The organism is Bacillus sp. 05T22, from assembly GCF_056396765.1.
The window spans coordinates 15,586-38,946 of the sequence record NZ_JBFTMC010000003.1 but is presented as its reverse complement, the minus strand read 5'-3'; the positions used below and the strand labels follow the sequence as shown (position 1 = coordinate 38,946).

Annotated in this window: 22 protein-coding genes and 2 tRNA genes; 18 read left to right on the top strand and 6 right to left on the bottom strand. The window is 36.7% G+C overall.

Annotated features, from left to right (window positions below):
- Positions 1-27: 27 nt before the first annotated feature.
- From AC1DIT_RS01855 to AC1DIT_RS01845, 3 genes are all read right to left on the bottom strand, one after another.
- On the bottom strand, positions 28-213 hold the full coding sequence (locus AC1DIT_RS01855; protein WP_016116513.1) for a PspC domain-containing protein: 186 nt from the start codon (positions 211-213) through the stop codon (positions 28-30).
- 203 nt (positions 214-416) lie between these two features.
- A complete protein-coding gene (locus AC1DIT_RS01850; protein ID WP_016116512.1) occupies positions 417-2,240 on the bottom strand; it encodes an APC family permease in 1,824 nt (607 codons plus the stop codon).
- Positions 2,241-2,698: 458 nt separating this feature from the next.
- Complete coding sequence (locus AC1DIT_RS01845) at positions 2,699-2,848, bottom strand: YczF family membrane protein (RefSeq protein WP_154214644.1); 150 nt, start codon at positions 2,846-2,848, stop codon at positions 2,699-2,701.
- A gap of 167 nt (positions 2,849-3,015) precedes the next feature.
- Between AC1DIT_RS01845 and gerE the strand changes: the two genes are divergently transcribed.
- The 8 genes from gerE to AC1DIT_RS01805 all read left to right on the top strand — a co-directional run bounded on the left by gerE (position 3,016) and on the right by AC1DIT_RS01805 (position 7,708).
- Positions 3,016-3,240, top strand: coding sequence for a spore germination transcription factor GerE (gene gerE / locus AC1DIT_RS01840; RefSeq protein ID WP_000659494.1), 225 nt, complete (start codon positions 3,016-3,018; stop codon positions 3,238-3,240).
- Between the two features lie 190 nt (positions 3,241-3,430).
- On the top strand, positions 3,431-4,246 hold the full coding sequence (racE, locus tag AC1DIT_RS01835; protein ID WP_003208646.1) for a glutamate racemase: 816 nt from the start codon (positions 3,431-3,433) through the stop codon (positions 4,244-4,246).
- A gap of 151 nt (positions 4,247-4,397) precedes the next feature.
- Positions 4,398-5,444 (top strand): GerMN domain-containing protein, encoded by a 1,047-nt coding sequence (locus AC1DIT_RS01830; RefSeq protein ID WP_476998030.1) that lies wholly within the window; start codon positions 4,398-4,400, stop codon positions 5,442-5,444.
- A gap of 136 nt (positions 5,445-5,580) precedes the next feature.
- A complete protein-coding gene (gene rph / locus AC1DIT_RS01825) occupies positions 5,581-6,318 on the top strand; it encodes a ribonuclease PH (RefSeq protein WP_016116509.1) in 738 nt (245 codons plus the stop codon).
- An 11-nt stretch (positions 6,319-6,329) separates the two neighbouring features.
- Positions 6,330-6,938 (top strand): XTP/dITP diphosphatase, encoded by a 609-nt coding sequence (locus AC1DIT_RS01820; protein ID WP_476998029.1) that lies wholly within the window; start codon positions 6,330-6,332, stop codon positions 6,936-6,938.
- A 13-nt stretch (positions 6,939-6,951) separates the two neighbouring features.
- A complete protein-coding gene (locus tag AC1DIT_RS01815) occupies positions 6,952-7,458 on the top strand; it encodes a metallophosphoesterase (RefSeq protein ID WP_016116507.1) in 507 nt (168 codons plus the stop codon).
- Positions 7,459-7,559: 101 nt separating this feature from the next.
- Positions 7,560-7,633 (top strand) — tRNA-Gly (locus AC1DIT_RS01810).
- Between the two features lies 1 nt (position 7,634).
- Positions 7,635-7,708 (top strand) — tRNA-Arg (locus tag AC1DIT_RS01805).
- A gap of 52 nt (positions 7,709-7,760) precedes the next feature.
- On the opposite strand, the gene AC1DIT_RS01800 is transcribed toward AC1DIT_RS01805, so the two are convergent.
- The gene (locus AC1DIT_RS01800) at positions 7,761-8,375 is read right to left on the bottom strand and encodes a PH domain-containing protein (RefSeq protein ID WP_016116506.1); all 615 of its coding nucleotides are present in this window, start codon (positions 8,373-8,375) and stop codon (positions 7,761-7,763) included.
- A 529-nt stretch (positions 8,376-8,904) separates the two neighbouring features.
- Here AC1DIT_RS01800 and AC1DIT_RS01795 point away from each other — a divergent pair.
- From AC1DIT_RS01795 to ysxC, 7 genes are all read left to right on the top strand, one after another.
- Positions 8,905-9,153: a hypothetical protein gene (locus AC1DIT_RS01795; protein ID WP_016116504.1), complete on the top strand. Its 249-nt coding sequence runs from the start codon at positions 8,905-8,907 to the stop codon at positions 9,151-9,153.
- Between the two features lie 198 nt (positions 9,154-9,351).
- Positions 9,352-10,350, top strand: a complete 999-nt coding sequence (locus tag AC1DIT_RS01790; protein ID WP_016116503.1) for a hypothetical protein — start codon at positions 9,352-9,354, stop codon at positions 10,348-10,350.
- Positions 10,351-10,683: 333 nt separating this feature from the next.
- Positions 10,684-11,967 carry a trigger factor gene (gene tig, locus AC1DIT_RS01785; protein ID WP_016116502.1) on the top strand — a complete coding sequence of 428 codons (1,284 nt, stop codon included), beginning with the start codon at positions 10,684-10,686 and terminating at the stop codon, positions 11,965-11,967.
- Between the two features lie 269 nt (positions 11,968-12,236).
- A complete protein-coding gene (gene clpX / locus AC1DIT_RS01780; RefSeq protein WP_016116501.1) occupies positions 12,237-13,496 on the top strand; it encodes an ATP-dependent protease ATP-binding subunit ClpX in 1,260 nt (419 codons plus the stop codon).
- A gap of 106 nt (positions 13,497-13,602) precedes the next feature.
- On the top strand, positions 13,603-15,273 hold the full coding sequence (gene lonB, locus AC1DIT_RS01775; protein ID WP_016116500.1) for an ATP-dependent protease LonB: 1,671 nt from the start codon (positions 13,603-13,605) through the stop codon (positions 15,271-15,273).
- 362 nt (positions 15,274-15,635) lie between these two features.
- A complete protein-coding gene (gene lon / locus AC1DIT_RS01770; protein ID WP_016116499.1) occupies positions 15,636-17,966 on the top strand; it encodes an endopeptidase La in 2,331 nt (776 codons plus the stop codon).
- Positions 17,963-18,559, top strand: coding sequence for a ribosome biogenesis GTP-binding protein YsxC (gene ysxC, locus AC1DIT_RS01765; RefSeq protein ID WP_016116498.1), 597 nt, complete (start codon positions 17,963-17,965; stop codon positions 18,557-18,559). Before lon ends, ysxC begins: the two co-directional genes overlap by 4 nt.
- A 174-nt stretch (positions 18,560-18,733) precedes the next feature.
- Here the strand turns inward: ysxC and AC1DIT_RS01760 are convergent, their stop codons facing one another.
- Together AC1DIT_RS01760 and AC1DIT_RS01755 are read right to left on the bottom strand one after the other, a co-directional pair.
- Entirely contained in the window at positions 18,734-19,150 is a 417-nt protein-coding gene (locus AC1DIT_RS01760; RefSeq protein WP_016132075.1) for an organic hydroperoxide resistance protein, read from the bottom strand.
- Positions 19,151-19,152: 2 nt separating this feature from the next.
- Complete coding sequence (locus AC1DIT_RS01755) at positions 19,153-19,605, bottom strand: MarR family winged helix-turn-helix transcriptional regulator (RefSeq protein ID WP_016116496.1); 453 nt, start codon at positions 19,603-19,605, stop codon at positions 19,153-19,155.
- Positions 19,606-20,228: 623 nt separating this feature from the next.
- Here AC1DIT_RS01755 and hemA point away from each other — a divergent pair.
- Genes hemA through hemC form a run of 3 tightly spaced genes read left to right on the top strand, consistent with a single transcriptional unit; the run spans position 20,229 to position 23,361 of the window.
- On the top strand, positions 20,229-21,566 hold the full coding sequence (hemA, locus tag AC1DIT_RS01750) for a glutamyl-tRNA reductase (RefSeq protein ID WP_016116495.1): 1,338 nt from the start codon (positions 20,229-20,231) through the stop codon (positions 21,564-21,566).
- Between the two features lie 16 nt (positions 21,567-21,582).
- Entirely contained in the window at positions 21,583-22,416 is an 834-nt protein-coding gene (locus AC1DIT_RS01745) for a cytochrome c biogenesis protein (RefSeq protein ID WP_016116494.1), read from the top strand.
- Between the two features lie 15 nt (positions 22,417-22,431).
- Entirely contained in the window at positions 22,432-23,361 is a 930-nt protein-coding gene (gene hemC, locus AC1DIT_RS01740; RefSeq protein WP_003200809.1) for a hydroxymethylbilane synthase, read from the top strand.

The window sequence follows — 23,361 nt, the reverse complement described above, 5'->3', positions numbered from 1 at the left end:
AGGCACCGATTGGGCACCGGTGCCTTTTTAGTAAGAACGTGGCATAAGCAACAAACAAACAAGGTAGGCTAAAAAGCCTGTTCCGAAGCATAGAATCGCAATAACCCAAAGTATGCGAATCATACTAACGCTTATATCAAAATATTCTCCTAAACCACCGCATACACCAAATAAAACTTTATCAGTTTCAGATCTACGTAACTTTTTTTCCATTATAAACCCCTCTCCTTTTTAATCACCATTTTGTTTCTTTTATGTATTGGTGATTCTTTATACTTTTATCTTACATGGAAAAGAATATGTAAACTATCGAATTATATTACATTTTTCTGAAAGAAGATTACAGTTTTGTAAGGCAGTTGTACACATAAAAGAAAGGAGAGAATAGCCTCCTTTCTTTTACGTATATATTGCTTTTATTTTCGGAAACGATAAGGAACTGTTGTGACTATAACATTTTTCTTATATAGAAGATAGACACGTAGTAATACACTCGATTGGTTGTGTAAAAAGTTATGCCAGTTCTTTTTTGTAATAAATTGCGGAATTAAAACGGTAACGAAACGATTTTTTTCTTGCGCCTTATGCTGAATAATTGTAATTAATTTTGCGATAGGACGCATTAAGCTTCGGTAAGATGAGATAAAGGTAACGAGACGAATATTCGGTTGCCATTCTTTCCATTTTTCCTGCATACGTAGTTCACTTTCTTTATCAAAAGCTACATACACAGCGATAACTTGATCGCTAATTGTTTCTGCGTAATTGATGGATTGTTCGACTACTTTTGTAATGCCAGCGATGGGAACGATTACGATGTTACCAGTTACTTTTTCAGGAATTTCATTAAAATTGATGCGCAACTGTTCTCCTACTGCAACATAGTGATTGTGGATGCGATGAAAGATGAAAACAATGATAGGTAGAAAGATGAGAATGGACCATACTTGTGCAAATTTTGTAATAAAGAAAATGAGAAGCACAGTTAATGAAATAAGAGCGCCTAATAAGTTCGTTAGTAACTTTGGCAGCCATCCTTGTGGTTTTTCTCGTAACCATTTTATAATCATCCCTGTTTGTGACAATGTAAAAGGAATGAATACCCCGACAGCATATAACGGGATTAATTGCTCGGTTTTACCTTGGAATGCAATGATTAAAAGGATAGAACCAATACCTAACGTAATGATCCCATTTGAATACCCTAAGCGATCTCCACGCATTAAATACATACGCGGCATATATTTATCTGATGCTAAATTAAATGCTAAAAGTGGAAATGCTGAAAAACCTGTGTTTGCAGCTAGTACTAAAATAAGAGCAGTTGTTCCTTGAATAAAGTAGTATACAAAATTCCTTCCAAATATATTTGAAGCGATTTGAGACACAACAGTGTCATTATGTTTTGGTGCGATTCCATACCAATAGGCTAAAAATGTAATACCCGTAAATAAAATAGCAAGAATCGTTCCCATGATAACTAATGTTTTTGCAGCATTTTTCGCAGCGGGTTCTTTAAAATTTGGAATTGCATTGGAAATTGCTTCTACCCCTGTTAAAGCGGAACAACCGGATGAAAATGCCTTCAACAAGAAGAAGAGTGTAATGCCAGGCACGACAGTTCCAATTGGTGTATGTAAATTTGCTGGAGCTTGTCCGAAAATGATTTTAAAAACACCAGCGATAATTAAAACGACAAGCGCAAAAGCGAAGAGATAGACAGGATAAGCTAAAATTGATGCTGACTCCGTTACGCCTCGTAGGTTCAAAATTGTAATAAATAAAACAAGTATGATCGCGATGGGAACGGTGTATGTGTGCAGAGTTGGAAAAGCCGATGTAATAGCATCGGTTCCGGCTGAAACACTTACAGCTACAGTAAGGATATAATCAACAAGTAGCGATCCTCCTGCAATAAGTCCAGCATTTGTACCTAAATTTTTTTTAGAAACAACATAAGCACCTCCGCCGTGCGGATAAGAAAAAATGATTTGCCGGTATGATAAAATGAGCGCTGTTAATAAGATTAAAACGCCAATTGCAATCGGGATGGAATACCAAAAAGCAATCGCTCCAAATGCAGCAAGAACAATTAAAATTTGTTCTGTTCCGTAAGCGACAGAAGAAAGTGCGTCAGAAGAAAGGATTGCGAGTGCCTTTAGTTTATTTAATTTTTGTTCTCCTAGTGCTGTTGATTTAAGTGGTCTACCGATTAACAATCGTTTGAAGGTCGAAAACATAATGACACCACCAATACTTAAAATTTTGTGTTCAAAGCGGATTGCTATGAATACATACATTCCTATTTGGTAGTATTCGCGGCTTTTCGGTGAATCTTTCTGAAAAGAAAGAGGTAATAAATGGAGTAAGATAATTTAGGGAGAGAACGGGAACTATATTTCAATCCGTTGTACTTCAATCTCTTTCTTTTGTTGTTCAATATGTTTGTGGGAACAATTCTTAGTATACGCGGCTGTGCCGCTTACTACTTATATATGTAAAATTTGGGGCAAGTGCATTGGATGGGTTTCTCTATATTATTTGTCCTTACCGTTACAAATTGTAATCCCTATTTTGTTGTTAGTTACTATATGGATTAAGAAAAAATAAACACAATGTAGTATTTTTTACATTGTGTTTATTTTCGTTTTGTTTGAAGTGATTTTGAAATGAAGAGGGGCAAAAAGAAGATGAGGGATCATATATAATCTTCCGTCACCATTTTATATTTTAATTTAGTAAATGAACTTAATGTATGGAAAATACTTAAACCTTGTAATATGTCCATTGAAATGACGATGCCCATTGTAAATAATAGCAGGACAATAGAGATAAATATAAGTTTCATTTAATCACCATGTTTTTCAGTTATTTGTGTATCGACTGTAAATAACGTATGTAATTTCGCCTATTTTCATTCACCACCTGCACATTTCGTTCATACAATATCTTGACTAAATAAACACCCAACTTACACATGTACAGCTCTGGCTTAAGCAAGGAGGGTTATACCAGTTGAAGGAAAAAGCATATCAATCTAAACCGTTACTCACAAAGAGAGAGAGAGAAGTATTTGAATTACTGGTTCAAGATAAAACGACGAAAGAAATTGCAAGTGAACTTTTTATTAGTGAAAAGACCGTGCGCAACCATATATCAAATGCAATGCAAAAGCTAGGGGTTAAAGGGCGTTCGCAAGCGGTTGTTGAGCTTCTTCGTATGGGGGAACTCGAATTATAATGGGTGAGCCGACTTTTTTATAGAAGGTCGGCTATTTTTCTGTCTTGCAAATTACGAAGAAAAGGAGCAAAATAAAAAAGTCCTGGTCTATACAGGTACATATTTGGAAATCTATTAACAGGTATATTTTGGATCTATAAAGATCTAAAGTATGTAAGATATAATGATATGCAAAAAAATAAGATGATGAATGAGAAAACGGGTGATTATGTTGAATAGAGCAATTGGTGTCATTGATTCGGGAGTAGGGGGATTAACGGTAGCGAAAGAGTTAATTCGTCAGCTGCCAAAAGAGCGTATTATATATTTAGGAGATACAGCACGTTGTCCTTATGGCCCGCGTTCTCGCGAGGAAGTGCGTCAATTCACATGGGAAATGACAGAGTATTTATTAGCACTTGATATTAAAATGCTAGTTATTGCTTGTAATACTGCAACTGCGGTTGTACTTGAAGAGATGCAAAAACAATTAAAAATTCCAGTAGTGGGTGTGATTCATCCTGGTTCGCGTACAGCTTTAAAAGTAACGAATACGTACCATGTTGGTATTATTGGAACAATTGGAACGGTGAAAAGTGGTGCGTATGAAGATGCGTTAAAGTCCATTAATAACCGCGTTATGGTAGAAAGCTTAGCGTGTCCGCCATTTGTTGAACTTGTTGAAAGTGGAAACTTTGAGAGTGAGATGGCGTATGAGGTTGTTAGAGAAACGTTGCAACCACTGAAAAATACTGAAATCGATACGCTGATTTTAGGATGTACACATTATCCGATTCTAGGCCCGGTTATTAAGCGGGTAATGGGAGATAAGGTGCAGTTAATTAGTTCTGGAGATGAAACAGCTCGTGAAGTAAGTACGATACTATATCATAGTAAAATGTTAAATGAAGGGGAAGAACAAAGCGACCATCTCTTCTTAACCACAGGAAAAATAGATTTATTCAAAGAAATTGCTTCTAAATGGTTTGGACAGCCCATTGAAAATGTAAAACATATTAATTTGTAAACAAGTTAATAATAGATTTGTATAAAAAACTTCTGAGAAATCAGGAGTTTTTTTGTTTAGTAAATTGTAAGATAAGTTGTCATTGCTTGTTCTAAAATGATAAACAGCTCGTATACATATAGTACAAACTTAGATTTTAGGGGGAAATGGTATGCCTAAATCCACTTTTAAATGGCTTGTTTGTGTTACAGTAAGCGTAGCTTTATTATCAGGATGCGGTTTGTTAAATCAGGAGAAAGAAACGGAACAAATTGATCCACCGAAAAAAGTTACGTATACAGATGGTGCGAAGAAAGAGACTGCTACAAAAGAAAAACAAGGGCAAACGAAGAAATATGATTTATACCTCGTTGATAAAAATGGTTATGTTGTACCGCAAACATTTGATTTACCTGCGCCCAAAGGGAATGCAGTTGTGAAGCAAACATTGGAATATCTTGTGAAGGATGGTCCTGTAACAAATATGTTGCCAAATGGATTTCAAGCGGTTCTTCCAGCAAATACAACGCTGTCAGTTGATGTGAAAACAGATGGGACAGCAGTTGTTGATTTCTCAAAGGAAATAAAAAATTATAAAAAAGAAGAAGAGCGTCAAATCGTGGAATCTGTAGCATGGACATTGACGCAATTTAAAGAAATTAAGCAAGTCAAATTCCAGATGAACGGTAAAAATTTAGAAACGATGCCGGTTGCTGGTACACCGATTGGTGAAGGGGTTAGCCGTGCGGATGGAATTAACTTTGATGATGAGCAAGTGGCGGATGTAACGAATACGAAGCCGGTTACACTTTATTTCCTAGCGCGAAATAATAAAAAACAGTACTATGTGCCAGTAACACGCCGCGTGGCAGAAKGAAAGGAACATGAAGTAGCAACGGTTGTGAATGAGCTTGTTAAAGGACCGTCGGGTTCAGCTTTACTTAATGATTTTAATCCAGATGTAAAGCTCGTTAGTGAACCGAAAGTGCAAGATGGAAAGGTTACATTGAATTTCAATGAAAATATATATGTGGACAAAGGAAAAAGTATGATTTCAAATTATGTACTGCAATCACTCGTTCTATCTTTAACGGAAAAACAAGGTGTGAAAAATGTTTCTGTTGAAGTAAATGGAAAAGCAAATCTTGTTAACGAGAAGGGTGAGAAATTAACAAAACCTGTTGATCGTCCGCAAAACGTGAATACAGGTAGTTTTTAATCGTAAATAATTTGATATACTTATGTAGAAAAGGGGAATTTCTTTTTGGGTTCCCCTTCTTCTGTTGATATACATAATCATAAATTTAAAACGGGCTATACTAACAAGTAGCAGTTACTAGGTAGGGGGTTATTTTATGCGAGTAGATGGTAGACAAGCGGCAGAACTGCGCGATATACATCTTCATACAAATTATTTAAAACATCCAGAAGGGTCTGTACTAATTGAAGTTGGAGATACGAAGGTTATTTGTTCGGCAACGATTGAAGAACGTGTGCCACCATTTATGAGAGGCGAAGGAAAAGGGTGGGTAACAGCTGAATACGCCATGATTCCACGCGCAACAGAACAACGTACAATTCGTGAGTCCAGTAAAGGGAAAGTAACTGGTCGCACAATGGAAATTCAACGTTTAATTGGACGAGCATTACGTGCGGTTGTTGATTTGGAAGCACTTGGGGAAAGAACGGTTTGGATTGATTGTGATGTAATCCAGGCAGATGGAGGAACACGAACAGCGTCTATTACGGGTGCTTATGTTGCGATGGTGTTAGCATTTGAAAAGTTATTACAAGCAGAAAAAATATCTAAAATTCCAGTAAAAGATTATTTAGCTGCAACATCCGTTGGAATTGTTGAAGACCAAGGTGTAGTTTTAGATTTAAACTATGCAGAAGATTCTCAAGCTGATGTTGATATGAACGTTATTATGACGGGGAAAGGCCATTTTGTTGAAGTGCAAGGAACTGGAGAAGAAGCAACATTTAGCCGTGCGGAGTTAAATGAATTACTTGATGCAGCTGAAAATGGGATTTTACAACTCATTGAAAAACAAAAAGAAGCATTAGGTGACATCGTATCTCATATAGAGTAGAGGTGGGAAATATGAAACATGTTGTTGTAGCAACGAAAAATATAGGGAAAGTACGTGAATTTGCCGAGCTATTTGAGAGATTTGACTTAGAAGTAAAATCTCTTCATGACTTCCCTCATATTGAAGAAGTTGAGGAAACTGGTGAAACATTTGAAGAAAATGCACTTTTGAAAGCGGACAGTTTATGTAAACAGTTAAATTCAATTGTTATTGCGGATGATTCAGGGTTAATTGTTGATGCGTTGAATGGAAATCCTGGTGTGCGCTCTGCTCGCTATGCTGGTGAGCAAAAAGATGATCAGGCAAATATCGATAAAGTTTTAACAGGATTAGATGGCATTCCGATGGAAAAGCGTACAGCGCGTTTTTATTGTGCGTTAGCGGTTGCTTTTCCAGAAGAAAATARAGAGTCGGTTATTGTAAATGGAACGTGCGAAGGGAAAATTCTAGAGCAACGTCGTGGTGAAAATGGTTTCGGATATGATCCAATCTTTTATGTAGAAGAATACAAACGAGCGATGGCAGAGTTAACTTCAGATGAGAAAAATGAAATCAGTCACCGCGGGCGTGCTCTTCGTAAGTTAGAAGAAAAAATTTCAGCGTGGTTTTTAGAAGAATAAGGGAGAGAGACCGATGAGAGCTTTAATTGTAAGCGATAGTCACGGTTCTACGAAAGAATTACAGCAATTAAAAGATACATATGAGGGAAATGTAGATGTTATGATTCATTGCGGTGATTCAGAACTAGCACCAGATCATCCAGATTTACGAGGGTTCCAAGTAGTAAAAGGGAATTGCGATCTTTATCATAGTTTTGAAGAAGAAATCATTACCGATGTAGATGAAATACGCTTTTTTGCTACACACGGTCATCGATACAATATTAAAATGACTTTGCAAACACTTTTATATCGTGCAAAAGAAGTGGAGGCGAATATTGTATGTTTTGGACATTCTCATATGTTGGGAGCGGAATTTATTGATGGTATTTTATTCATCAATCCAGGAAGCATTTTACTGCCACGTTCCCGTAAAGAAAAAACATTTACTTTGTTAGAAGTAAATGAAAAGGACATTGAAATTCGATTTGAAACATTAGCTGGAAAAGTTGTCGCACATAAAACTTTTCAAAGAGGATAAGAAAAATTATCCTCTTTGAAAAAAGGTGTTGACTTTATCTGCGTGTGCAAATATAATAAAACTTGTCGATAAGACATCAGGCGGAAATGAAAACAAAATATGCGGGTGTAGTTTAGTGGTAAAACAAGAGCCTTCCAAGCTCTGGTCGAGAGTTCGATTCTCTTCACCCGCTCCATGTCCCAGTAGCTCAGCAGGATAGAGCAACGGCCTTCTAAGCCGTCGGTCGGGAGTTCGAATCTCTCCTGGGACGCTAAAAAAACCTTGTTATCTTTTGATAGCAAGGTTTTTTATTTGTTTTAGCATTAGTTATTAATAAACTTTTCAAACACAAACCCATAATCTTTCACGTTATATTGCTTCTTCGTATCCACAAGCCAATTAAACGCAATTTGATTCATTTCTTTAAATTGCTCTGCTAAATTAACTTGTGCATTTGTAATACGGCTAAATGTGTTAGAAGCCATATCTAAACTTTTGTGAGCGTACTGTAATGTAATATCATTTTCATATGAAATTTCCTCAATTTTGAGAAGGGCTTTATATAAGTCTTTGAGCTCTTCAATGTGCTTTTTATGAACGTCAATTGAGTAATACTCATCCCCCATATGAAATTTAATCTCCACATCTAAATCGATTGTACCAGCAGTTTCTAGCGCTACGTTTCTAATTTGATATTTACTATAACTATAACGGCGTAATGTGCGCTTCTTACTCGTTGCACTCGTTCCATCTAAATGAATTAACCCTTTGTTTGTAAAACAATATTCATCTGATTTTGATTTAATTAGAAAATAAATTTTCTCTCCATCTTCATGCATCACATAATCATCAGCATCCACTTTATCATAATCTTTCGGTGTGATTACAGAACCTACATCGCTTAGTCCGAGAACATCGGCAGCTACCTTTTTGAACATATGGATCATTCCCCTTTAATTTCTGGATTTTGAATTGCATAAAAATATTTTAACATTTTTTAACAAGGGAATTAGGCTGTATTTAAAAATTTATAAGAAGGTGAAGGAGAGAAATATCTCGAATGTGATGTAATAAATGATTACAAAGGTGTTTCGTAAATCAATTAGTTTAAGAATAAATCCACCAAAGAAGTACTAAGAAAAGAATGTTAATTTTGCAGACGATTATAGAGAACTCCCGTAAAACCACTTTCAATTCTGTTAGGTGGTTTTTCTTTTTTTTTGAAATCTTACAATTCTGTAAGGTAAGTGTAAGAAAGTTCGATGGTAACAAAATGCCAGTTCTTTATAATTAAGGTAACGAAGATGACGCGAGGAGGAAGAAAACATGAAAGGATTAGTTGTAACAGCTTTAACAGTAGCTTTCGGGTTTGTTGCATATGAGAAATTAACAGATGTAATTGAGGTTGTAAAACATTTAGTAGCATAGAGAGAATTGTTATGAGAGGGAAAGGGAATGGGTAAATGAATGGAATGGTTATTTGGAATTATAGGTGTTTGTAGTGTTATATTATTGTTATTTGTCCCTAGCGGAATACTGAGTCCTACTACAAGTTTATTTTTTATGTGTTTACTTGCCTGCATTATACTTATTATTATGTTTTTGATGAAACGAAGTAAGCCAATCTTCTTTTTTAGCATAGTTGTTGTTACAATTATTGTTCTCCAAATGATTACTCTTTTCGTATATCCTACAATTATAAAAGCTGCCCATTAATGAGGAAATCCTCTGCGTTATTTGCTGAGGATTTTTTATATGTATAAAGCGGATTTTCTGATATGATTTTTTCGTTTTAATTATAAAAGTCGAATATTTTCATATTTCAAATAAATATATTTGGAATGTTGTTTTCTTAACAGCCATTTGTTATATTTACTTTGAAGATATTTAAAATCTAAAAAAAGAGGCGGACGTATGGATAAAAAAGAAAATACGGTCGTATTGTTTCCGCAGTTGTCAGAGCGTTATATTGATCAAGGGTTTATGGCGCTGCGGGAGCGGAAGTTCGAAGATGCATTGCGCTGTTTTGAAATATTACGCCAGTATAATGGAGAAACAGAGCAAACAGAATTAGCTTCAGTTATTTGTTTATTAGAATTAAAGCGAATGGAAGAATCAAAAGACCGATGTGAGAAGTTGCTTGAAACAGGAACAGTCTTGTTTGGGGATATTCTTGAAACATACGTGACTATTTTAGTTCAAACAAATGATTATGTAGGTGTAATTGAGACTGTTGAAGAGGTTGTGCAGAAGAAAGAATTGACTGTAGAGCAAAGAGAAAAGTTAGCGCAGCTTGCCCAATTTGCGGAGAATATGCTAAATGGTGAGGAAACGACGCTAGTAGAATCAGATTTTGATCTGGAAGAATTTTCAAAAGGTCTATTTGTAGAAAATTTTGGGCAGCAGCTACAGGTAATTCATGCTCTTTTAATTAAAAATCTCGAAAAAGCTTTGCCAGCTTTACGGAAATTTCTCGTTGATAGCACGCGACATCCATATTTAAAAACTTCTATTATATACAAAATGGTAGAGAAGCGTATGGAAGAAGAAATAGAAGTAGAGAAATTTGGCGAAAGAATAATGATTATTCCAGCTCATTTGGATCATAATGATGAGTACTCGAAGAAAGTTATACATATATTATCTAATCGTTTAGAAAGTGATAATCCAAATATGTTTGAGGCGATTATTACATATTGGAGAGAAATGCAAGCTAGTATTTTCCCGTTCCCATTACTAATGGATAAAGTAGAAGTATGGGCAGCGGTTTTAGAGCGAATCGGGAGAAAGCGTTTCGGATTAATCATCGATGAAGAGGAACTTATGGCGGCGTATAATATTACCGTTGAAGAGTTTCATATTGCCTATCAATGGTTTTTACGCGTGGAGAGAGAAGGGCATTTACCTGTATAATTATGAAAAAGAATCGTTCAGTTATTGAAACGAGAATATTCTATGTTATAATGTAAGGGTTGCAAAAGGCTGAATTATGCCTGCTTGTAAGAGGAGAGAAGTATAATTCTCTTACTTAATATGTTTCATATTATTCTCGAACAAAATATACCGTGTTTGTCTTATAGACAAATAATAGATTGAGAATCGCGTGTCTTAAGGCTTATTGCTAGAAGATTAGAAAGCTTAAATAAATTGGCTCTCATGCTTTTGTTGTTTCTAAAAAAGAAATAATGAAAATCTCAATCTGTAGAGGTATGTGCATACATTATTATAGTTGGAGGGAAAGAATAAATGGCTGCAAAATGGGAAAAATTAGAAGGTAACGTTGGCGTTTTAACAATCGAAGTTGATGCTAAAGAAGTAAACAACTCTATCGACGCTGCGTTCAAAAAAGTAGTAAAAACAATTAACGTACCTGGTTTCCGTAAAGGAAAAATGCCTCGTCCGTTATTCGAACAACGCTTTGGTGTTGAATCTTTATACCAAGATGCTTTAGATATTATCTTACCAAAAGCATACGGTGAAGCAATCGATGAAACTGGTATCTTCCCAGTTGCTCATCCTGAAATCGACATCGAGAAGTTCGAGAAAAATGAAAACTTAATCTTCACTGCAAAAGTTACTGTAAAACCTGAAGTTAAATTAGGTGAATACAAAGGACTAGCAGTAGAAAAAGTTGAAACAACTGTAACTGACGAAGATGTAGAGAACGAATTACAATCTTTACAAGAGCGTCAAGCTGAACTAGTTGTTAAAGAAGAAGGTACTGCTGAAAATGGCGATACAGCTGTAATCGACTTTGAAGGTTTCGTTGATGGCGAAGCATTCGAAGGCGGAAAAGGCGAGAACTACTCTCTAGCAATCGGTTCTGGTACATTCATCCCAGGTTTTGAAGAGCATTTAATTGGTCTAAAAGCTGGCGAGTCAAAAGACGTTGAAGTATCATTCCCGGAAGAGTACCATGCAGAAGAACTTGCTGGTAAACCAGCAACATTTAAAGTAACAGTTCATGAAATTAAAGCAAAAGAACTTCCAGCTTTAGATGACGAGTTCGCTAAAGATGCAGACGAAGAAGTTGCAACTCTTGAAGAGTTAAAAGCAAAACTTCGTACAAACTTAGAAGAAGGCAAAAAGCACGAAGCTGAGCACAAAGTTCGTGACGAAGTAGTAGAAAAAGCTGCTGCTAACGCTGAAATCGAACTTCCAGAAGCTATGATCGAAACTGAGTTAGATCGTATGATTCGTGAATTCGAACAACGCTTAAGCCAACAAGGTATGAACCTTGAGCTTTACTACCAATTCACAGGTACTGACGCTGACAAGCTAAAAGAACAAATGAAAGAAGATGCACAAAAACGTGTAAGAATCAACCTTGTTCTTGAAGCGATCATTGAAGCTGAAAACATCGAAGTTACTGAAGAAGAAGTAACTGCAGAAGTTGAAAAAATGGCTGCAATGTACAATATGCCAGTTGACGCTATCACACAAGCTCTTGGAAGCTTAGATGCTTTATCTGAAGACATTAAAGTTCGTAAAGCTGTAGACTTCTTAGTAGACAACAGCAAAGCTGCATAATAAAATAACAAGGCGCGATTTTGGATCGTGCCTTGTTTTATAAATATAGATATAAATATATTTATAAATTTTTTCGATGAAGAAGGAAATGAACCTTCTAAAGTCGAATATACATATTTCAAAAGTTTTAAAAATTTTTTATTTGTACATAACTGGTCATATTATTTGTATTTCTCGCCACGTAGTGACATAATATGTATTTACATACGATACATTTATCGTGTACATACGAAGGCAAGATATTAGCACTTTGTAAGGGGTGTGAAAATATGTTTAAATTTAATGATGAAAAAGGGCAATTAAAATGTTCTTTCTGTGGTAAAACACAAACGCAAGTCCGAAAGCTTGTTGCTGGTCCTGGTGTTTACATTTGTGATGAGTGCATTGAGCTTTGTACAGAGATTGTGCAAGAGGAGCTTGCGAAGGACGAAGAAGTAGAATTCAAAGATGTACCGAAACCGGTAGAAATTCGTGAAATCTTAGATGAGTATGTAATCGGACAAGATAATGCGAAGAAAGCATTAGCGGTAGCGGTATATAATCATTACAAACGCATCAATTCTAACAGCAAAATTGATGATGTAGAATTGGCGAAAAGTAATATCGCACTTATCGGGCCAACAGGTAGTGGTAAAACATTATTGGCACAAACATTAGCGCGTATTTTAAATGTTCCATTTGCAATCGCGGACGCAACATCTTTAACAGAAGCTGGATATGTAGGGGAAGATGTAGAAAACATCTTACTAAAACTTATTCAAGCAGCTGATTACGATGTAGAGAAAGCTGAAAAAGGAATCATTTATATTGATGAGATTGATAAAGTGGCGCGTAAGTCAGAAAATCCATCAATTACACGTGATGTATCTGGTGAGGGTGTACAGCAGGCCCTTCTGAAAATTTTAGAGGGTACTGTAGCAAGCGTTCCGCCTCAAGGTGGTCGTAAACATCCGCATCAAGAGTTTATTCAAATTGATACAACGAACATCTTATTCATTTGTGGTGGTGCGTTTGATGGCATTGAGCCAATTATTAAACGTCGCCTTGGTGAAAAAGTAATTGGATTTGGTTCAGAGAAGAAAAATGCTGATGTAAATGAAAAGCATGTTTTATCTCACGTATTACCAGAAGACCTTTTACGATTTGGTTTAATTCCAGAGTTTATTGGTCGTCTTCCAGTTATTGCGAATCTAGAACCACTTGATGAAGATGCTCTTGTTGATATTTTAACAAAACCGAAAAATGCGCTTGTAAAACAGTTCCAAAAATTATTGGAGCTTGACGATGTTGAGCTGGAATTTGAAGAAGGAGCACTGATTGAAATTGCGAAAAAAGCAATTGAACGTAAAACAGGTGCTCGTGGACTTCGCTCTATTATTGAAGGCTTAATGCTAGATGTAATGTTTGAGCTTCCATCTCGTAAAGATATCGAGAAGTGTATTCTTTCAAAAGAAACAGTAGCGGACAATGCACCGCCAAAATTGGTGTTACAAGACGGTACTGTACTTGATACAAAAACATCTGCATAGTGTAAAAAAGAAACAGCAATTTTTATAATTGCTGTTTCTTATTATGTTTAGCACTATTCCTCCCAGGAAATACTAAATGGTAAAACATAGCGGGAGGAAATGAATTATGAGCTGGACAAACATATTCTTACTTGTTCAACTTGTTTTTGGTGTAATTGTCGGATTGTATTTTTGGCATTTGCTCCGAAACCAGCGAACACAAAAAGTTTCAATTGATCGAGAATCGAAAAAAGAATTAGAACAACTTCGCAAAATGCGCGAGATTTCTTTAACAGAACCACTTGCCGAAAAGGTACGTCCTGCATCCTTTTTAGATATTGTTGGTCAAGAGGACGGAATTAGATCATTAAAGGCAGCGCTTTGTGGACCGAACCCGCAGCATGTCATTATATATGGACCTCCTGGGGTAGGGAAAACAGCGGCGGCACGTCTTGTGTTAGAAGAAGCGAAGAAAAATCAAAAATCACCATTTCGTATGAATGCAACATTTATTGAACTAGATGCAACAACTGCCCGCTTTGATGAGCGCGGCATTGCTGATCCTTTAATTGGCTCGGTACATGATCCGATTTATCAAGGTGCAGGTGCAATGGGGCAAGCAGGAATTCCACAACCGAAAAAAGGTGCTGTAACAGATGCACATGGTGGCATTTTATTTATTGATGAAATTGGTGAGTTGCATCCAATCCAGATGAATAAAATGTTAAAAGTATTAGAAGATCGCAAAGTATTTTTAGAAAGTGCATACTACAGTGAAGAAAATTCAATGATTCCAACATACATACATGATATTTTTCAAAAAGGCTTACCAGCAGATTTCCGCTTAGTCGGAGCGACAACTCGTTCTCCAGATGAAATTCCTCCTGCTATTCGTTCTCGTTGTTTAGAAGTTTTCTTCCGTGAACTTGATACAGAAGAAATTCAAAAAGTAGCGAAGAATGCAGCTGAAAAAGTGAAAATGGAGATAGGAAAACAAGGTGTTGAAATGATCGGCATGTATGCAAGAAATGGAAGAGAAGCCATTAATCTTGTGCAAATTTCTGCAGGAATGGCGATTAATGAGGGACGTTCTTTTATTAAAGATGAGGATATTGAATGGGTTGTACATTCTAGTCAGCTGACTCCAAAATATGAAAAGCGTATTTATCCAATTCCGAAGATCGGTCTTGTAAACGGTCTTGCAGTATATGGACCGAATACAGGGGCGCTATTAGAAATTGAAGTAATGGCAATTCCAGCTGCGGAAAAAGGTGCGATAAATGTTACAGGAATTGTGGAAGAAGAGAGTATTGGTAGTCAAACAAAATCGATTCGCCGTAAAAGTATGGCAAAAGGATCCGTTGATAATGTATTAACCGTGCTCCGCTCCCTAGACTTGTTACCAGAAGGATATGATATACATATTAATTTCCCAGGTGGTATTCCAATTGATGGTCCTTCAGCAGGCATTGCAATGGCAACAGGGGTATATTCAGCGCTTCACCAAGTGTATGTGAATAACGAAATAGCGATGACCGGAGAAATAAGCATTCATGGAGAAGTAAAACCAGTAGGCGGCGTATATGCAAAAGTAAAAGCAGCAAAAAAGGCAGGAGCGAAAAAGGTTATTATTCCTGCTGAAAACATGCAGCCATTTTTATATACGATAAAGGGTATCGAGATTATTCCTGTTCGAAAATTAAAAGAAGTTTTTGCCTTAACATTCGTTCAGGAAAAATTGCATCGTGAAATTGATGTGCACCGCGAGCTAGATGAAGGCGATGTACAATCGATGTAAATTAAATCGGGTTCTAAGAAGTGATTTCCTTTTAGGTAAATGGGAAATAGAACATGTAATATTTTCCAGACTTCGTTTAAGTTTGTATGCTTAAGCGAGGTCCCTTTTTCTTTTATCCCGCTATTCGTGGGCAATAGGCCCCTACTTCAAAGCTAAGAGAGAAGAGGAGAAAATAGGTAGGGCAACTTACCTGTAAAAGCCCGATTGGTGATGGTTAACTAAGGCCCCTACGGCTGGAAGTTTCACTTTATAGAGAAAGAAAAAGTAGGAGATTTGCAATTGTAAGGAATCTCTGCAATTGCATCCAAGTGTATTGTAATATAAAATAGTTGAACAGGAGTTTAATTTATTATGGAGGTGCTATGTCTAGTATGAATACGAACGAAAGAATTGTGCCCCTCCTACCATTAAGAGGCGTTCTCGTATATCCAACGATGGTTCTGCATCTTGATGTAGGACGTGATAAATCAATACAAGCACTAGAGCAGGCAGCAATGGATGAAAATATCATCTTTTTAGCGATGCAAAAAGAAATGAATATCGATGATCCAAAAGAAGATGACATATATAGTGTGGGTACAGTAGCGAAAGTAAAGCAGATGTTAAAACTGCCGAACGGCACGCTTCGTGTCCTTGTAGAAGGTTTACATAGAGCAGAAATTGTAGAATTTATTGAAGAAGAAAATGCAATACAGGTTTCTATTCAAACAGTAACAGAGGAAGAAGAAGGCGATTTAGAAGAAAAGGCTCTAATGCGCACGTTACTTGAACATTTCGAGCAATATATTAAAGTTTCGAAAAAGGTATCGAATGAAACGTTTGCGACAGTAGTAGATGTTGAAGAACCTGGCCGCCTAGCTGATTTAATTTCTTCTCATCTACCAATTAAAACAAAACAAAAGCAAGAAATTTTAGAGATTAGATCAGCGAAAGAAAGATTACATACGCTCATTTCTATTATTCAAGATGAACAGGAACTACTTAGTTTAGAAAAGAAAATTGGACAAAAGGTGAAACGTTCAATGGAACGTACACAAAAAGAATATTTCTTGCGTGAACAAATGAAGGCGATTCAAACAGAACTTGGTGATAAAGAAGGTAAAGGCGGCGAAGTAGAGAAACTTCGCGAAAAAATCGAAGAGGCTGGAATGCCAGAAGAAACGAAGAAAGCTGCCCTAAAAGAATTAGATCGTTATGAAAAGTTGCCAGTAAGTTCTGCAGAGAGTGGTGTCATTCGCAATTATCTGGATTGGTTATTAGCACTTCCGTGGACAGAAGCGACAGAGGATATGATCGATTTAGCACATTCTGAAACAATTTTAAATAGAGATCATTATGGTCTTGAGAAAGTGAAAGAACGTGTACTGGAATATTTAGCTGTACAAAAGCTAACAAATTCTTTAAAAGGACCAATTCTTTGTCTAGTAGGCCCTCCGGGTGTTGGGAAAACATCTTTAGCTCGTTCGATTGCCACATCGTTAAATCGTAATTTTGTCCGTGTTTCCCTTGGTGGTGTTCGTGATGAATCTGAAATTCGTGGTCACCGTCGTACATATGTGGGAGCAATGCCAGGGCGTATTATTCAAGGGATGAAGAAGGCAAAAACAATCAACCCAGTCTTTTTATTAGATGAGATTGATAAGATGTCCAATGATTTCCGTGGCGATCCGTCTGCTGCATTATTAGAAGTATTAGACCCGGAGCAAAACCATAATTTTAGCGATCATTATATTGAAGAGCCGTACGACCTATCAAAAGTAATGTTTGTTGCAACTGCAAATACGCTTGCAAGCATTCCAGGTCCACTCCTTGATCGTATGGAAATTATTTCGATTGCTGGTTATACAGAGATTGAAAAGGTACATATTGCTCGTGAACATTTATTGCCGAAGCAATTAAAAGAACATGGCTTGCGAAAAGGGAATTTACAAATTCGTGATGAAGCCCTGCTTGAAATTATTCGCTACTATACGCGTGAGGCTGGTGTTCGAACGTTAGAACGTCAAATTGCAAAGATTTGTCGTAAAGCAGCAAAGATCATTGTTACAGAAGAGCGTAAACGTATTATTGTAACGGAAAAAAATATTACAGACCTACTTGGTAAACACATATTCCGTTATGGGCAAGCTGAAACGAAAGATCAAGTTGGAATGGCAACTGGTTTAGCGTATACAGCTGCTGGTGGTGATACACTCGCAATTGAAGTATCTGTATCACCAGGAAAAGGAAAATTAATTTTAACAGGGAAACTTGGAGATGTTATGAAAGAATCCGCACAAGCTGCATTTAGTTATATTCGCTCTCGTGCAGAAGAACTTCATATCAATTCAGATTTCCATGAAAAGAATGACATCCATATTCATGTTCCAGAAGGAGCAGTGCCAAAGGATGGTCCATCAGCTGGTATTACGATGGCAACGGCGCTTATTTCCGCATTGACAGGTGTACCTGTTAGTAAAGAAGTAGGGATGACAGGTGAAATTACCCTTCGTGGTCGTGTATTACCAATCGGTGGTTTAAAAGAAAAAACATTAAGTGCTCATCGCGCAGGCTTAACAAAAATTATTTTGCCGGCCGAAAATGAAAAAGATTTAGATGATATTCCAGAAAGCGTAAAAGAAAACCTTACGTTTGTGCTTGTGTCTCATTTAGACGAAGTATTGGAGCACGCATTAGTAGGAGTGAAACAATGAAAGTAACAAAAGCAGATATTGTCATTAGTGCTGTTAAACCAGAACAGTATCCAGATGGTGACTTACCAGAAATTGCATTAGCAGGTCGTTCTAATGTTGGGAAGTCTTCTTTTATTAATAAAATTTTAAATCGTAAAAAGTTAGTTCGTATTTCTTCTAAACCAGGAAAAACGCAGACACTCAACTTTTTCTTAATTAATGAAATGATGCATTTTGTCGATGTTCCAGGTTATGGATATGCGAAAGTATCGAAAACAGAGCGAGCGGCATGGGGCAGAATGATTGAAACCTATTTTACAACGCGTGAGCAATTAGATGCGGCTGTATTAGTAGTGGATCTACGTCACTCGCCGACAAACGATGATGTTATGATGTATGATTTCTTAAAGCATTATGAAATTCCAACAATCATCATTGCAACAAAAGCCGATAAAATTCCGAAAGGGAAATGGCAAAAGCATTTGAAGGTTGTGAAGGAAACGCTTGATATTGAACAAGGTGATGAAGTTGTTCTATTTTCATCGGAAACAGGGCTTGGAAAAGAAGAAGCGTGGAAAGCCATTCATAAGTTTACAAAAACAAAAAACGTGTGACGATTCGTCGCACGTTTTTTTGTTTACTTATAGTACGGGTTCAAAAAGGAGGATAAAGAGAGCCGAGTAGTTCGAGGCGCGGAAGCCACGAGGATACGGACTATATGAGTACCGGAGTGGCGACGTAATGAAGAAATGCGAAAGCTATCTTTACCGGACTTTTTGAACATCTGCTTATAGTACGTTTAATGTAACTTCAATATTTCCTCTAGTCGCTTTTGAATATGGACATACGCCATGTGCAGCTTCTATAAGCTCTTGTGCTTCAGCATGAGAAACGCCAGCTACACGTACATCAAGTGCAGCAGATAATCCAAAACCACCGTCCGTATCTTTTCCAATTGAAACATGAGCTGTCACTTCTGTACTTTCTACTTTTACACGTTTTGTACGAATAACAAGTTGTAATGCACTATCAAAGCATGCTGCATAACCAGCTGCAAATAATTGTTCTGGGTTCGTTGCTTCGCCGCCCATACCGCCTAATGCTTTTGGCATCTTGACATCAAGGTTTAGAATGCCGTCCTCTGAAACAACTTTCCCGTTTCTTCCACCTGTTGCAGTTACAGTTGCTGTGTATAATTTTTCCATTTTCATTCCCCTTTTCTATCATTAATTGGTTTCATGGTTTCAATTAATTTATTTAATTGAACCAATAATGATCGGTATTCTTGCTCTGTAATCCCTAAATTGGTAGCAATGGTTTTTGGCAATGAACATGCTTTTTCTTTTAAAGCGTGTCCTTGTTCTGTTAGTTCAATGCACACCTTGCGTTCATCTTCCTTAGAACGAACACGTTTAACTAATCCTAATGTTTCCATGCGTTTTAACATAGGGGTTAAAGTGCCAGAATCTAAAAATAGACGTTCACCAATTTCTTTTACAGTTAATCCATCTTGCTCCCAAAGTACTAATAATGTAATGTACTGTGGATACGTAATACCCATTTCTTCTAGATAGGGTCGATAAAAGCGTGTTACTTCCCTAGAGCAAGCATAAATAGAAAAGCAAAGCTGATTATCGAGATGCAAAGGATTATCTTTCATGAGCATCCCTCCTTTTAAATTGTGCACAATTAAATTTTGTGAAATAAATATAGCGAAAAAGAAATGAGATGTCAAATACATTGCAACGAAAAAATTTTGAGAAATGTGTCACATGAAAGAAGTTGTTACATTTTGGAACAATCATACATATTTTTCTGTATGATGAAAGAAGATAGAGAAAGAGAGTATTTCAATTCGTATGGAATAGTTTCCATCACTTGATTCTGATAGATTTTTTTGGTAACGTACAAATAGAATTATTATTTTATAATGATTATAAAGTAAGGTGTATATACATTTTGATTTTCTAACATATAAGTCGCTGTTATGAAGAACAAAAGGTGACATGTACTCATTTTCTCTCTTTGTTTTCACTTGGCATGGGGCAGGAAGAGGGTCTGACCACTTCTATGCGTGGCTGGATGCTCTTCCACCTAAAGATTAGGTTTTATGTCGTTTTTCAATTTGTATTTATATAGTCAGATGAGTAATGTATTTCCTGCTAGGTGTGAAAAGCAGAAAAAATAATTTGTTGATGTTCACACGATTGTCAGATTCATAACAGGAAAGTTGTATTATGATAGTAGATAAGGTGATAAAACGGTTGAAGGGGGACATGCTGCGTGCATATTCTTGTTGTTGGTGTAAATTATCGAACAGCCCCTGTAGAATTTCGTGAGAAACTAACATTTCAGGCAGCGGAGTTAGAGCAGGCAATGACAACGTTACAAAATCAAAAAAGCGTGTTAGAAAATGTCATTGTATCAACGTGTAACCGCACAGAAATCTATGCTGTCGTTGATCAATTACACACGGGACGATATTACATTAAGAAATTTTTAGCTGATTGGTTTCAGCTTGGTATAGAAGAGGTTTCACCATATTTGTCTATTTTTGAACAAGATGGTGCCGTGGAACATTTATTCCGTGTAACGTGCGGATTAGATTCTATGGTAGTGGGTGAAACACAAATCTTAGGACAAATTCGAAATAGCTTCTTAGAGGCGCAAAAAGTGAAAGCAACAGGGACAATTTTTAATGAATTGTTCAAACAAGTCATTACGTTAGCAAAGCGTGCGCATTCAGAAACAACAATTGGTGAAAGTGCCATGTCTGTTAGTTATGCTGCTGTTGAACTTGGAAAGAAAATTTTCGGTGATTTAACAGACTGTCATGTTTTGATTCTTGGCGCTGGAAAGATGGGTGAACTTGCCCTGCAAAACTTATATGGAAGCGGAGCTCGTAAAGTGACCGTTATGAACCGTACGTTTACGAAAGCGGAAACAATGGCCGAGAAATATATGGGGCATGCAAAACCGTTAAGTGAATTACAGTGTGCGCTTTTAGAAGCGGATATTTTAATTAGTTCAACTGGTGCTTCAGATTACGTGATTACGAAAGAAATGATGACAAGAGTGGAGCGTATACGTTGTGGTCGTCCATTATTTATGGTAGATATTGCAGTACCGCGTGATATTGATCCGACAATCGATGAGCTAGAAGGTTCTTTCTTGTACGATATTGATGATTTACAAGGTGTAGTAGAAGCCAATCGTGCTGAACGTTTGAAAGAGGCGGAAAAAATTCAGCTTATGATCGAAGAGGAAATCGTTATATTTAAAGCTTGGTTAAATACGCTTGGCGTTGTTCCTTTAATATCAGCTTTACGTGATAAAGCATTAGCGATTCAAAGTGATACGATGCAAAGTCTTGAACGAAAAATTCCAACGCTTAGTGATCGTGAAAGAAAAGTGATTAGTAAGCATACGAAAAGTATTATCAATCAACTGCTAAAGGATCCAATTTTAGTAGCGAAAGAGTTAGCGGCCGAAGAGGGAGCTACGGAAAAGCTCGCTTTATTTGCGAAAATTTTTGATTTAGAAGCGCAAGAAGCGGCCATGGAACATATTGAAGAACCAGAGCATAAACGAGTGTGGACAGCATCCGTTCCATCTTTATAACTGGAAGGATGATCGGATGGGTTTTTTAAATAATAGTATTATTTATCATATCGCAATTATTTTATATGCTTGTAGCATTAGTTTATATTTTATAGATTATTTCCAAAGTAACCGAAAGGCGAATCGAATTGCTTTTTGGTTACTTGCGATTGTATGGGTATTACAGTCTATTTTTATGTTACTTCGAGCTACGGAATCAGAGACGAATCCGATTTTGACATTATTGTCAGGGATTTATTTTTATGTGTGGCTATTAATTACAATGTCACTCGTAATCAATCGATTTATGCGCATTGACTTTTTAGTCTTTTTTACAAATGTCATTGCTTTTGGCGTAAGCGCTTTTTCTATTTTCACTCCGCTCGGAAAAATGTCGCCTGTACTCGCACATCAATTAGTTTCAGAGCTTGTATACGTGCATGTAGGAATGGCGATTATTTCCTATGCGACGTTTACAGTATCGTTTATTTTTTCCATTATGTACTTGTTGCAATATCGATTATTAAAACAAAAAAAATGGAATGCAAGATTAAGAAGGTTAGGAAACTTACCGAAGCTTGAGTCGATGTCATATGGATTAAATTTATTTTCTGTTCCGTTTTTCCTATTAGCTATTTTGCTTGGATGTATATGGGGATATACAAAACTAGATAATTTCCATTGGTATGACACGAAAGTAATCGGGTCTTTTGTTGTTTTGATTGTCTATTGCTTGGGTCTATATTTACGAGGGTCAGATATATTGCAAGGTAAGAAAATTATAAACTGGAACATTGGAGCCTTTCTCGTTATGTTAATCAATATTTTTCTATTAAGCAGTTTATCCAACTTCCACTTTTGGTATTTATAATGAGGAGAGAACATTATGCGCAAAATTATTGTAGGTTCAAGAAAGAGTAAGCTAGCATTAACGCAAACAAATTGGTTTATTGATCAATTAAAAGCGCTTGGTTTACCATATGAATTTGAAGTGAAAGAAATTGTTACAAAAGGTGATGTTATTTTAGATGTGACGCTTTCTAAAGTAGGTGGGAAAGGCTTGTTTGTAAAAGAAATTGAACACGCACTACTTATGAAAGAAATCGATATGGCTGTACATAGTATGAAGGATATGCCAGCTGTACTTCCAGATGGATTAACAATTGGGTGTATACCAAAACGTGTCGATCCGCGTGATGCGTTCATCTCAAAAAACGGGGAATCATTTGAGGACTTAGCAGAAGGTGCAATTCTTGGTACGAGTAGTTTACGACGTAGTGCGCAGTTACTCGCTGCTAGACCAGATTTACAAGTGAAGTGGATTCGTGGAAATATTGATACGAGATTACGTAAATTAAAAGAAGAAGATTATGATGCAATCATTTTAGCAACGGCTGGATTGCAGAGAATGGGCTGGGATGATGATGTAATTACAGAACACTTAGATGAAACATTATGTGTACCAGCTGTAGGACAAGGTGCCTTAGCGATTGAATGTCGTGAGGATGATGCAGATCTATTGCAATTATTATCACATATGAATGATGCTGTAACAGAACGAACAGTAGCGGCTGAACGAGTATTCCTTCATAAACTTGAAGGTGGTTGCCAAGTACCGATTGCTGGTTATGCAACGCTTCAGAAGAATGATGAAATTGAATTAACAGCTCTTGTCGGTTCTATGGATGGTTCAGTCTTGTTAAAAGAAATTGTCACAGGTGTGAATCCAGAGCAAGTTGGCTTAGAGGCAGCGGATCGTTTAATTAAGCAAGGAGCAAAAGAGCTCATTCTTGCTGCGAATAAGGAGCAACATTAA

Bases quoted from the DNA above. Each gene is read 5' to 3' on its own strand.
- AC1DIT_RS01855 (WP_016116513.1), bottom strand. From the start codon at position 213: ATGGAAAAAAAGTTACGTAGATCTGAAACTGATAAAGTTTTATTTGGT.
- AC1DIT_RS01850 (WP_016116512.1), bottom strand. From the start codon at position 2,240: ATGTTTTCGACCTTCAAACGATTGTTAATCGGTAGACCACTTAAATCA.
- AC1DIT_RS01845 (WP_154214644.1), bottom strand. From the start codon at position 2,848: ATGAAACTTATATTTATCTCTATTGTCCTGCTATTATTTACAATGGGC.
- racE (WP_003208646.1), top strand. From the start codon at position 3,431: ATGAGAAAACGGGTGATTATGTTGAATAGAGCAATTGGTGTCATTGAT.
- rph (WP_016116509.1), top strand. From the start codon at position 5,581: ATGCGAGTAGATGGTAGACAAGCGGCAGAACTGCGCGATATACATCTT.
- AC1DIT_RS01815 (WP_016116507.1), top strand. From the start codon at position 6,952: ATGAGAGCTTTAATTGTAAGCGATAGTCACGGTTCTACGAAAGAATTA.
- AC1DIT_RS01800 (WP_016116506.1), bottom strand. From the start codon at position 8,375: ATGTTCAAAAAGGTAGCTGCCGATGTTCTCGGACTAAGCGATGTAGGT.
- AC1DIT_RS01795 (WP_016116504.1), top strand. From the start codon at position 8,905: ATGGAATGGTTATTTGGAATTATAGGTGTTTGTAGTGTTATATTATTG.
- AC1DIT_RS01790 (WP_016116503.1), top strand. From the start codon at position 9,352: ATGGATAAAAAAGAAAATACGGTCGTATTGTTTCCGCAGTTGTCAGAG.
- tig (WP_016116502.1), top strand. From the start codon at position 10,684: ATGGCTGCAAAATGGGAAAAATTAGAAGGTAACGTTGGCGTTTTAACA.
- clpX (WP_016116501.1), top strand. From the start codon at position 12,237: ATGTTTAAATTTAATGATGAAAAAGGGCAATTAAAATGTTCTTTCTGT.
- lonB (WP_016116500.1), top strand. From the start codon at position 13,603: ATGAGCTGGACAAACATATTCTTACTTGTTCAACTTGTTTTTGGTGTA.
- lon (WP_016116499.1), top strand. From the start codon at position 15,636: ATGTCTAGTATGAATACGAACGAAAGAATTGTGCCCCTCCTACCATTA.
- ysxC (WP_016116498.1), top strand. From the start codon at position 17,963: ATGAAAGTAACAAAAGCAGATATTGTCATTAGTGCTGTTAAACCAGAA.
- AC1DIT_RS01760 (WP_016132075.1), bottom strand. From the start codon at position 19,150: ATGGAAAAATTATACACAGCAACTGTAACTGCAACAGGTGGAAGAAAC.
- AC1DIT_RS01755 (WP_016116496.1), bottom strand. From the start codon at position 19,605: ATGAAAGATAATCCTTTGCATCTCGATAATCAGCTTTGCTTTTCTATT.
- AC1DIT_RS01745 (WP_016116494.1), top strand. From the start codon at position 21,583: ATGGGTTTTTTAAATAATAGTATTATTTATCATATCGCAATTATTTTA.
- hemC (WP_003200809.1), top strand. From the start codon at position 22,432: ATGCGCAAAATTATTGTAGGTTCAAGAAAGAGTAAGCTAGCATTAACG.